Below are 11,405 nucleotides of genomic sequence, written 5' to 3'. Positions count from 1 at the left end.
ACCGATTGCCCCAATTCGCCATGTTACCCCATCTGCAAAAGTCCATTCCCTTGCCGTCCCTCCGGCGTGTCTGATCTCGCTGTTTTTTTTGTATATGCCCTCTCAGGTCCATCTTCGTTATCCGTTGCTCTCTCCGCTAACCGGCCGGAGTTACCCCTTCACTGCGCCTACCGTGAGGCCCTTGATGAAATACCGCTGGAAGAATGGATATGCCAGTACAATTGGACCAATACCGACAACAGCCATCGCCATTTGCAGTGTTTTATTCGGCAGATTCAACAATCCGCCCTGTGATGAAATCTGTGAAGAGACATTGGAGTTGGATGTTAAATATTGAATATCGAGCAGCGTTCGGTACATAAGGTACTGAAGGCTGATCGTCCGGTTATCAGATATAAAAATCATGCTAAGATACCAGTCATTCCAGTAATTCAATGTGCTGAACAGCGCAACGGTCGCCATCACCGGGAGGGAGAGCGGAAGCACGATTCGTGTAAACGTTCTTAATTCACCTGCACCATCAATTCGTGCCGATTCGAGAATCGAAACCGGAATGGAATTGGCGAAGAACGTACGCATCACCAGCACGAAGAACGGTGAAAGCAGCAGCGGCATGATCAGTGCGAGAATGGAGTTTTTCAAATCCAGCACGTTCACATAGACAAGATACCAAGGGACCAGCCCGCCATTGAATAACATGGTGAAAAAGATGAAAAAGGCGAACCACCCGCGATAAGGCAAATCCCTCCGGGAAAGCGGGTACGCATACAATGCAGTCAGCGCTACACTCGTTATCGTACCTATCACGGTTACAATAATGGAAATGCCATAGGAATGGATGATCTGATCCATGTCCTTGAACAGAAATTCATAGGCAGTCAGACTAAACTTCTCCGGAATCAGCTTATACCCGTTCGCAATAACCGTCGTCTCGTCCGAGAATGAGATGGCGAAGACAAGCAGGATCGGCACGATGCAGGCAATGGCGTAGAATAAAAACATACCGTGAATGAAGGACGCGGAACGCCGCGACACGGCTAATGGATCACGTGATTTCACAGCTGGCTTGCCTCCTCTCAAAATAATGCATTATCTTTGTCCATTCTCCTGACGATGGTATTGGATACGAGAACTAGCACAAATCCGACAACAGCCTGATAAAGTCCAGCTGCAGAGGACATCCCGATATCGCCCCCGATGAGGAATGTGCGGTACACATACGTATCCAGAACGTTCGTGACCGGGAATAGAGCTCCCGATTCCAGTGGAACCTGGTAGAACAGACTGAAGTCCGCATAGAAAATACGACCGATCTGCAGCAGTGTCATAATCACGATCAGCGGCACAAGAAACGGAACGGTAATGAAGCGAATCTGATGCCACTTGCTCGCACCATCCAGCACAGCCGCTTCATAATATTCCTCATCGATACCTACCACTGCTGCCAGATAAATGACGGCATAGTAACCGATATTCTTCCATATGTTCACCAGCGGCAAAATGTACGGCCAATACTTGGGCTCTGAATACCAGTCAATGGGCTGTCCGCCAAAGAGCTGAAGAATCGTTGAGTTCATGAAGCCCGAATCCTTGCCGAGAAACGCGAGCACCAGATAGCTGACTACAATCATCGACAGAAAATACGGAAGCAGCATGAGTGACTGATACAATTTGGACATCGCCTTGTTCTTCACTTCATTCAACAATATCGCAAGCCCTACACCTACAAATAAATTCAGCGCAATAAATACGGTGTTATATGCGAGCGTGTTGCGTGTGATCTCCCAAGCATCGCTCGTGGAGAACAAATACTTGAAATTATCCCAACCGCTCCACGGGCTGCCCCAAATACCGTCGGCATAGTTCACATTTTTGAACGCAATCAGAACACCGAACATTGGCATATAGTTGTTCACCAGCAGAAACAGAATGCCTGGCAAAAACATGAGATACAAAACTTTGAATTTACCTAGATTGTACAGGACAGACTTTCGTTTACGAACCGGTACATCCGGTATGCCCTGTACAGCTGATAGACGTGCTCCCTTACCCGCCTGGGGTTGTGTCTTCATAACTTGTTCTCCCTCACTCCTCTTGAATTTCATCCTCAGGATGAAACACCGCTGTGTCTCCTGTGGTTCAAGTATACGGCGAGGCGCTCAGGACCACTATCTGCTGTGGTGACCTGTTCACTTATCAAATTATGACTTTAGGTCACGAAAAAACAAAAGACGCAGCATGCTGCGTCAAATCTGTACCGTTCGGGACTGTTTGCGAAACTCCTGTGGTGTAATGCCCGTGCATTTTTTGAACATTTTCGTAAAATGAGAGTAGTTGTAATACCCCACCTTGCCTGCGATATCCGTTACCTTGACGGTTGATTGGGACAATAACGTTTTTGCTTTGGCTACTCTCCGCTGGAGAATGAATTCGGATAGCGACATGCCCTTTTCTTTTCGAAACAGGCGAGATAGATAGGCAGGGTTAAATCCGGCAAAAGATGCAAGTTCTTCACGCATCAGCTCTTCGCCAATATGATTTTCAATGTATATGCACAGCTGGTCCACAATGGTCATTGGACTGTGATCGTCCGGATACAATACCGGAATGGCTCGACTAATCAGGTCTGAAGTCCAATGCTTCAACTGGGGCAACGAACGTGTCACAACACTTTCTTCCGGCTCCCGTTCGCCCGGATACAGGCTGCGTACGGACACATTTTTTTGATGAAGCAGTGGATAGACCACATGCAGCATCGCATGATAGTACAAGCGCAGAATTTCTGGTGACAGCCGCTCCTGGGCAGCCAGCAACTCAAAGATTTCATCAATACGCTCGCGCAGGTCTTCGAACTTCCCGGTTTCAAACAGGACGGACAGCTCGGAAAACCATGGTATCGGCAAAAAGCGATCCTCCGGTTCCCGGCCTTGTACGTCATAATTGAAGACCCCTTCAAGCTCGTTAATATTGCGACGCTCCATATCCATCAGCTCATAGAGCATGCCTTGTAATTCTGTAATCGCTACCGGGACTCCGACATAACAGGATAATCGGCAGTAGAAATAGGAGCCGCACTCCCGGATATAGCTCTGACATCCTTCTGCCACTTCACTTGCTGTCGGACTGATGCCATCCTGTTCGTAGGCCAGCACAATATTTAATCCGCTATGGTCCTGAAAGACTTCGCCGGGTTTGTCGCCGAGCAGCATCTCCTTGGCCGCATTGCGAAGCGCATATTCCAGCACCTGCTCATCCCGCAGGTCGAATTCCCGCACCCATTCCTCAACCGATATGACAATCGGCAGAACACGAGCTTGCGGATCAATCTCAGCTCCATAGACCTCCGCCAGTTCCTGCAACTTTTGCGGGGTTAGGGTGAGACGCTGCGAGACGGCATCTTTCCAGAAACGCTCTGTCAGGAGAGGTTTGTGGGTTTGCCAACGTTTGTACACGGTCTCATATACTTCATTGGTGCGTGAATACTGTTCTCCATCCTTAATTTTGTCGATTGCCTGTGTCACCACCTTGAGCAACTGATCCGCTGGAGCAGGCTTCAGCACATAGTCGAAGCTGTTCAGCTTGATCGCCGTCTGGGCATAATCGAACAGGGCATGCCCCGTCAGAAAGATTGTCAGTATGCCAGGATCATGTTTCAATACCCAGCTCTGCAGGTCAAGTCCTGTTTCACCCGGCATTTCAATATCACAGATCATAATATCAATGGGTTGGGCTTTTAACAGCATTCTTGCCTCTTCAGCATCGCTAGCACTGAATACCTGGTCAATTCCAGCCAGGCTCCAATCTACCCCTTCGACCATTGCCTGCAAGGCATACACTTCATCATCCACGATCAATAGGTTCCGCATAGGCTCTCCCTTCTTCCTCCTCCGTCTGGGCAGGGACATGAATCATGACTGCTGCTCCCCCGTCTGACTCATTCATGAATTGCAATCCGGCACTTTCGCCGTACTTCACGAGCAGTCGATAAGCCACGTTCCAGATTCCAATGTGCTGTCCACCCGGATCTTCGGCGTATTGCCCCAGTTGCAGACGTTCCAGTATGTTTTGTTCAAATCCAACACCGTTATCCGTTATGGAAAGGTGGAGGACGGAATAATCCTCAGTACCCCTGTCTGAATGAGACTCAGATAACGTTTTCGATTTCCAAGCTCTTATTCGAATTACAAATGGTTCTGAACGCCGCTGAAAACCATGAATAATGGCATTTTCCACAAAAGGCTGAATCGTCAAGGGCGGTACCACATAATGCCCGAGATCAGGCTCAATATCCAATGTAAAATCCAGCTTGTTCGGAAATCTCAGCTTTTGGATTTCCAGGTAGTGACGGATATGTTCCAATTCTTCATCCAATCGGATGACACGTTTGCCAGCACGCAGGCTGAACCGGAAATAATCAGCCAGATGGCCAGCCATCTGCTGCACCAGCCCATGGTTCTTCAATGAAGCCAGACTATGAATAATATTCAATGAATTCAGGTAAAAGTGCGGATTGATCTGCATCTGTAATTGTTTGAACTCCGCTTCCCGGGTTCGCAATTGCTCCTCATACACATCAATCTTCAGATGCTGGATCTCACTTGTCATCTGATTGAAGCTATGCGTGACAAACTCCAGTTCTGATGAAGATGGTGTCTCCAGTCTCACATCAAGTTCCCCCAGACTGACCCTTCTCATCCCGCGAATCAACACATTCATCGGGCGGAACAGAAGCTGCCTAAGAAAGATCAGCGCAGTGATCAGGATGACAGCTGCCCCAATCGGGAGCAGGCGAATAATACGCTGAAAGAACGGCAGGTTGCGCATCATGTCCTCTTCCGGCAGCAGAACGATATAATTCATCTCTGACATGGCTGATGGAATGCCCAACATCAGGTACTGAAGTGCATTGCCTTTGGAATTCACTTCAGAGATCACCTGATAGGGGTTCTTTAACCCAGCAATATGGGCTGCAGCGAGTTCAATCTGGGCCGGATTCAACGCCGAATTAGACAAAGCCCCGCCATCTGCTCCCAAAATGACTGCCCCTCCCCGGTCCCCGGATTCCGTGAACTGCTCTGGATGGTTCAGCGCATTCATGTCAACGAGTGCCCCCGCATAGAACTGAGAATTAATGCGAACTGTTTTGACAAGAGCATTCCATGTTCCACCATGAACAATGCTCCATTCCGGCTTCTGTATATCTCCCTCGAGTTGCTGCATCTGAACAGGCATACTCTCCTGCACTACCGACTTTTTGACATCATAATTGCCGGAGGTAGCCAATAACAAATCATCATTCACTGCATCGTATAGAAAAAAAGAGTCAATCAGATTATAGAAACCGATATCTGTCATGAATTTGTTCATAATACGCTGTTTCGCAATAATATAATCGCCGCTACCGTATTCGAGGAAAAACAAAGAGATAATATCCGGGTCTCTCTCTCCCAGACTGTATAAATAACGATTGGTCTCCTGCAGCACACGCTCATTCTGTTCTACACTCTTGGCAAGATGATTCATATTGGTGAGAGATACTTGATCACGTACCACCTTCATGGCGTATACGTTATTGTAATAAAGCAGCAAGAACAAGGGCAGCATGATCAATGTCAGACCCACAATAAACTTAAAGCGCAGTGAACGGATAAAATTCATGAATTCCCGCCCTTTTGTTCCATATGGAATTAATTTCTTCACAGCTTATTGTTGTAACCGCTATCAGTAATAACCAAATCTCTTCCTTTTCGGTTGATTCTCTCATGCATTACTTCCAACTTTTTCCGTATTACAGCATGTTAATTGTAATTATGGTCGCCTGCCTCTGTCTATGCGTTACCGTGACCTCTCTTTGTCAATTCTGGTGACTTCTCCTTGGCTTTCAATTAAATCCAATGCGGTATGTTCTACATAAGTTCTCCATTCTGTAAAAAAAATCCTGCTCCCTTGATGGATGAAACCTCACCTTAAAAAATAAAAGCTGTGCCATGTCCCCTTACTCCACGAACGCCCGGTGGTGACATGCATACGATATAGAACTTCTTGGAGTCAATACCAGGGGGGAGGGAGGCATGTACGATGAATATTCAACTCGTCCCATTGCATTATGTATACCTTGCATTTATCATCCTGATTGTTGCCGTTATGGTCCGGCGCAGAGATACAACTATCGTTTGTATCACAGGTATCATGACCATTGGACTTCTGGCGACAGAAACATTAAGCGGATCGGTTGCCGGCATCTTCAGCAGTTTTATCTATGCCACCAAGGAACTGCTCAGTACCATTTTTATCATTTCAATTATTGTTGCGATGAGCCGAGTGCTTATTCGGACGGGAATTAATGAGGTCATGGTGTCACCACTCACCCGTTTTATCCATTCTCCACAGGTCGCGTATTGGGGAATTGGACTGATCATGATGGTCGTATCCTTGTTTTTCTGGCCTTCACCCGCCGTCGCCCTGATCGGAGCTGTGCTTCTTCCTGTAGCGGTACGTGTGGGTCTTCCTCCTATTGGCGCCGCCATTGCCATGAACCTGTTCGGACATGGAATCGCATTGTCAGGAGATTATATTATCCAAGGGGCTCCCAAACTTACGGCCGATGCAGCTGGTATTCCCGTAACCTCTGTGATGACCGCAAGCATCCCGTTGGTCATTGTTATGGGAGCAGTGTCTACATTTACAGCATTCTGGATGCTGCGCAAAGAGATGAAGTCTGGTTCCGCTGTTCATCTGCACGTTCCTGTACCTGGTCAAGCAACGATCACTCCTCCTGCCCTTGTTACTGATTCTGCACTCCTGCCCGGGGAAGTGGAGGTTCAACGTCAATCTATGCCTCGACGTCTGCAAGAGGCTTTCGCTCTAATCATCCCGCTCTTATTCGCAGTGGATGTCATCCTGATGTTTGTGTTAAAACTACAAGGCGGTGATGCCACAGCGCTAATCGGTGGAACGGCCGTGCTCATTCTGATAATCGTGTCGCTTGCCGCGCATCGTCATACAGGTCCTGAGGAAACAACAAGCTATTTAATAGAAGGATTTCAGTTCGGGTTCAAAGTGTTCGGTCCAGTCATTCCGATTGCTGCTTTCTTTTATCTGGGGGATGCTGCAATTACAGAATTATTTAACCATCCTCTGCCTAATGAGTCACACGGTATTGTGAACGATCTGGGGGTTGCTCTGGCTGGGTTGGTGCCACTGAATGATACGGTGGGCGCGATAACGATGACCGTCACCGGTGCGATCACGGGAATGGATGGTTCGGGATTTTCGGGAATATCCCTGGTCGGCTCCATTGCATCTATGTTTGCAGGTTCGGCTGATTCTGCACCTGTATTGACGGCACTGGGTCAGGTCGCCGCCATATGGGTTGGCGGTGGGACCTTGATTCCATGGGCCTTGATTCCAGCGGCAGCCATCTGCGGGGTCAGTCCTTTCGAACTGGCACGCCGCAATTTGAAACCGGTACTGCTGGGATTAACCGTAACTACAATTGTAGCCATTTTTCTGATTTGATGTGTTGCACTAATCTACTCAAACTGAAAGGATGTATTCAACCGGGCCCAGCTTCTAAGCTTATCCCGGTTCCATGTCGCTAAACGCAGCATTTCTTCATAAGGATTTCCCTGGATACCCAGCACAAAAGCAAAAGCCGGCTCCGTCTTCCATCCCTTCAGTTTCAATTTGCGAATCTTATCATGTCCAGCTGCACCCCATAGCTGTAACAATTCCCACTCCACCAGCATATGCACATAGGCATTCTGCCTGATTACAGGCGTCGTTTGGGCGAAAATCTCCACAGGCCAGTTACCAACTTTCACACAACAAGTCACATAAGGATGCTGGCCTGCACGACCATCCCCACGTTTGCATTGAAAACCCTGCATCCCGCCCAGCTCGCTGTGCACCAGAGTTTCGAATGCCTCCAGATCCGCTGCCTCACATAATAGATCAAGATCACTTCCCGGGATATCGATATCTATCGGGACCGTACCCGCCGGATAAGGCTGGTGAGCAGCTAACCTTTGTAACAATCCACTCCCCTGTAAGGTGTGGTATGCGTCTTGCTGTCGCTCATTACCCGAGGCCAGATCCGCGGTTGTAATCATATCATGATCTCGGAAATCGGATCATTCCGACACACTTGTGATCACTTGTTTGACACGTCCAACCTGTCCACTGGTCAAACGCACTTTGATACCATGCGGATGTGTAGGGGATTTGGTTAATAGATCCTTGACAATGCCACGTGTCAGCTTCCCTGTAGGTTGATCCTGCTTCAGTACGATGTCCACTTCAAGACCCGGTTTGATGTTTACTCTCTGTTGACCGTTCATGCGCTTCACTCTCCTCTTCCGAGTATTCCATATCATGCTGCAATGAATCACAAAGCTTCATCTATTGTAGACGTTTTGGATTCAAAACGAAAGGCACGACACAAGTTCAGGTATTCAGCAGGACGGTCATTTTCGGTCGGATGAAGTGCCTTCTGACTTGTTTTTCATTGCTTTCAGCGCGGATCGGTAGACTTCATCTGCACTTTTCTCTACCTCATTGGTATCGGTTTGAGGTAGTTTCTCCCCCGTTTCCGTCGGTTTACGGAAATGAAGCAACGCTTGACGATAAGCTTGGTCCCCATCTGTCCCCCGTGCTTCTTTTTTCTGAGCTGCGGGGATCTTTTCCATTGTTTCTTCTGTCGGGTGAACCTCCGCTTGTCTGTGCTCACCATGTTCCAAATGTGCTGTATGTTTTGCCGATTCGTGGTTGCGATCCTTCTTCTGTACTTCATCTTCTTCATGCAGAAGGACAGGCCCCTGATCAACCTCAGCGATTTTGGAAGCTCGTGCTTCTGCAGCCTTGCGGGAGGATCTGGAGTTATAAATCAATAGAAATACAACTCCTATAACAACAATTACCGCCAAAATAATCAACATATGAGCATCCTCCTCATCGTCCGCCTGTAGGCAGCGTTATTCAATATATTGGTGCCCCTATTCTGCGAATAATATTTCTTCTTCATTCGTATAGAGCGGCAAAGTAGCGGGAATGCTCCAAACAGGAATATCAGCAGAAGACTGTGTTTACTAATTGCGGGGAGATTAAAGAAAACGAATTGAGGAGGAATGATCTGCATGAATTCGCGTGCCATTTTGATCAATATTATCGTGATTCTGGTGATTCTGGGTGCCGGAGCTGCTGGAATCTACTATTACAACCAATCCACCAGTTATGTTAAAACCGATAATGCCCTTGTAACCGGGCAGCCTATCTCGGTAGCTTCTGCTGTAAGCGGCGAGCTTCGATCGTGGAAAGGCAAGGTTGGTACATCCTTTAATGCAGGCGATAGCCTTGGGACCATCTCCGTTGCTGGCAAATCAACACCTATAACGATGCCGGTTAACGGCACAATCGTACAGCAGACTGCTGTGGAAAATTCGCTCGTATCTGCCGGAACCCCCCTCGCACGGGCTTATGATTTCAATAACCTGTATGTAACAGCCAATGTGGAAGAGACCGCAATTGATAAGATTAAAACGGGTCAGATCGTGGATGTGTATGTCGATGCTTTTCCTGACACCACATTGACTGGTAAAGTGGACCAGATCGGACTTGCCACTGCATCGTCCTTCTCACTGCTGCCAACTTCGAATACCAATGCGAATTACACCAAAGTCACTCAAGTCATTCCGATCATCATTACTATAGAAGGATATAAAGGACTGGGTGTCGTTCCCGGCATGAGCGCTACTGTGCGCGTTCATATTTAAGGCTGCTGATGGACAATCAAAATCATCAACTGCCCCTTGGGAAAACCATCGCTGTCTTGCTGCTTGGTGCTTTTATCGCCATTTTGAACCAGACTTTGCTCAATGTAGCCATCCCGCATCTGATGAACGACTTTAACGTCTCGGCTACGACTGTGCAGTGGCTGTCCACGGCTTATTTGCTGGTGAACGGTGTACTTATTCCGATTACCGCCTACTTGATCGAGTCCTATGGGACTCGCAAATTGTTTGTAACAGCCATGCTGCTGTTTACCGTCGGTTCGCTGATCTGTGCCATCAGTCCGGGGTTTACAGTGATGCTTATCGGACGAATTGTTCAGGCCAGTGGAGCTGGTATTATTATGCCGCTCGTTATGAACGTATTTCTGACCGTGTTTCCTCCAGAGAAAAGAGGAACGGCCATGGGCACAATGGGTATTGCCATGATGTTCGCTCCGGCCATTGGCCCAACCCTATCCGGTTGGATTGTGGAGCATTACACATGGCGTATTCTGTTCTACATGGTCATTCCGCTCGCCTTGCTCGATATCTTGTTCGCCTTTATCTGGCTAAGAAACGTGTCCAAGCTGACTTCACCGAAATTTGATGGCTATGGTGCACTATTCTCCACCATCGGTTTCGGATTTCTGCTCTATGGATTCAGCTCTGCCGGAGATAAAGGCTGGACCAGCGCAACGGTGCTGCTGACATTAATTATCGGTGTGCTTTTTATCGTTTTCTTTGTCCTCAGAGAGACAGCCATGAAAAATCCTTTGCTGGAATTCCGGGTGTTCAAATACGATATTTTCACTATCTCCACACTTGTCAGTGCAACGATAAACATGGCACTCTTCGGCGGGATGCTGCTGCTGCCGATATATCTGCAAAACATACGGGGATTCTCACCCCTGCAATCCGGTCTGCTGTTGCTGCCTGGTGCATTGCTAATGGGCGTCATGTCTCCCATCTCAGGTGCCCTGTTTGACCGGATTGGCTCTCGCCCTCTTGCCATTGTCGGTTTGATCATTACCGCCATTTCCACCTATGAGTTCAGCAAGTTGACGGGTGAGACTTCCTATGGCCACATCATGATGTTATACACATTCAGAAGCTTTGGCATGTCCATGCTCATGATGTCCGTGCAGACCGAGGGCCTGAACCAGTTACCACCTCATCTCACCAGCCATGGCACAGCCATGTCCAATACAGTTAGACAGGTGGCAGGTTCCATCGGGACAGCCCTGCTGATCACCGTGATGGCAACGCGTGCAGGCATTCATTTGGCAGATTACAGCAACACCGTGACAACAACCAATGCGGCGCTGACGGAGCAGGTGGGCATGCTCGGCACACAGATGGCTGCCGCCACTGGAATGCCGGCAGAACAAGGTTCCAGTCTCGCATTACAGCAGCTTTATGGTATCGCTGTTCAGACGTCAACGATTGAAGGCATTAATGATGCGTTCATTGTAGCCACCTGGATTTCGATCATTGGCCTGTTTCTGTCGCTGTTTCTGCGACGTGCGCGTTCCCGGCCTCGCCCAGTCAAACCAGACCGCTAACGCTGCAATTCCTCTTTGCATCAGTTACTCTCCAGGTAGGACCTAATCGGCATAACAAAAACCGCAAGTCTCTCTG

The 11,405-nt window shown here is 48.2% G+C and carries 10 protein-coding genes; 3 read left to right on the top strand and 7 right to left on the bottom strand.

Annotated elements, in window-relative coordinates:
* Positions 1–150 precede the first annotated feature (150 nt).
* The 4 genes from JNUCC31_RS26510 to JNUCC31_RS26495 all read right to left on the bottom strand — a co-directional run bounded on the left by JNUCC31_RS26510 (position 151) and on the right by JNUCC31_RS26495 (position 5,658).
* On the bottom strand, positions 151–1,059 hold the full coding sequence (locus JNUCC31_RS26510; RefSeq protein WP_192266116.1) for a carbohydrate ABC transporter permease: 909 nt from the start codon (positions 1,057–1,059) through the stop codon (positions 151–153).
* A 17-nt stretch (positions 1,060–1,076) separates the two neighbouring features.
* Positions 1,077–2,072, bottom strand: coding sequence for an ABC transporter permease (locus tag JNUCC31_RS26505; protein ID WP_192266115.1), 996 nt, complete (start codon positions 2,070–2,072; stop codon positions 1,077–1,079).
* A gap of 174 nt (positions 2,073–2,246) precedes the next feature.
* Complete coding sequence (locus JNUCC31_RS26500) at positions 2,247–3,866, bottom strand: response regulator transcription factor (RefSeq protein WP_192266114.1); 1,620 nt, start codon at positions 3,864–3,866, stop codon at positions 2,247–2,249.
* Positions 3,841–5,658, bottom strand: coding sequence for a sensor histidine kinase (locus JNUCC31_RS26495; protein WP_192266113.1), 1,818 nt, complete (start codon positions 5,656–5,658; stop codon positions 3,841–3,843). Before JNUCC31_RS26495 ends, JNUCC31_RS26500 begins: the two co-directional genes overlap by 26 nt.
* Positions 5,659–6,078: 420 nt before the next feature.
* Between JNUCC31_RS26495 and JNUCC31_RS26490 the strand changes: the two genes are divergently transcribed.
* Positions 6,079–7,518, top strand: a complete 1,440-nt coding sequence (locus JNUCC31_RS26490; protein WP_192266112.1) for a hypothetical protein — start codon at positions 6,079–6,081, stop codon at positions 7,516–7,518.
* A 14-nt stretch (positions 7,519–7,532) separates the two neighbouring features.
* Here JNUCC31_RS26490 and JNUCC31_RS26485 read toward each other — a convergent pair whose 3' ends face one another.
* From JNUCC31_RS26485 to JNUCC31_RS26475, 3 genes are all read right to left on the bottom strand, one after another.
* Positions 7,533–8,111: a DUF4269 domain-containing protein gene (locus JNUCC31_RS26485; RefSeq protein ID WP_192266111.1), complete on the bottom strand. Its 579-nt coding sequence runs from the start codon at positions 8,109–8,111 to the stop codon at positions 7,533–7,535.
* Between the two features lie 21 nt (positions 8,112–8,132).
* On the bottom strand, positions 8,133–8,339 hold the full coding sequence (locus JNUCC31_RS26480; RefSeq protein ID WP_192266110.1) for a YwbE family protein: 207 nt from the start codon (positions 8,337–8,339) through the stop codon (positions 8,133–8,135).
* Between the two features lie 126 nt (positions 8,340–8,465).
* Complete coding sequence (locus JNUCC31_RS26475) at positions 8,466–8,936, bottom strand: hypothetical protein (RefSeq protein WP_192266109.1); 471 nt, start codon at positions 8,934–8,936, stop codon at positions 8,466–8,468.
* 198 nt (positions 8,937–9,134) lie between these two features.
* Here JNUCC31_RS26475 and JNUCC31_RS26470 point away from each other — a divergent pair, with 198 nt between their 5' ends.
* Positions 9,135–9,770 (top strand): HlyD family efflux transporter periplasmic adaptor subunit, encoded by a 636-nt coding sequence (locus JNUCC31_RS26470; protein ID WP_192266107.1) that lies wholly within the window; start codon positions 9,135–9,137, stop codon positions 9,768–9,770.
* 8 nt (positions 9,771–9,778) lie between these two features.
* Positions 9,779–11,329: a DHA2 family efflux MFS transporter permease subunit gene (locus JNUCC31_RS26465; protein WP_192266105.1), complete on the top strand. Its 1,551-nt coding sequence runs from the start codon at positions 9,779–9,781 to the stop codon at positions 11,327–11,329.
* Positions 11,330–11,405 lie beyond the last annotated feature (76 nt).

Source organism: Paenibacillus sp. JNUCC-31 (assembly GCF_014844075.1).
GTDB lineage: Bacteria > Bacillota > Bacilli > Paenibacillales > Paenibacillaceae > Paenibacillus.
This window is presented reverse-complemented; position numbering and strand designations above follow the sequence as displayed.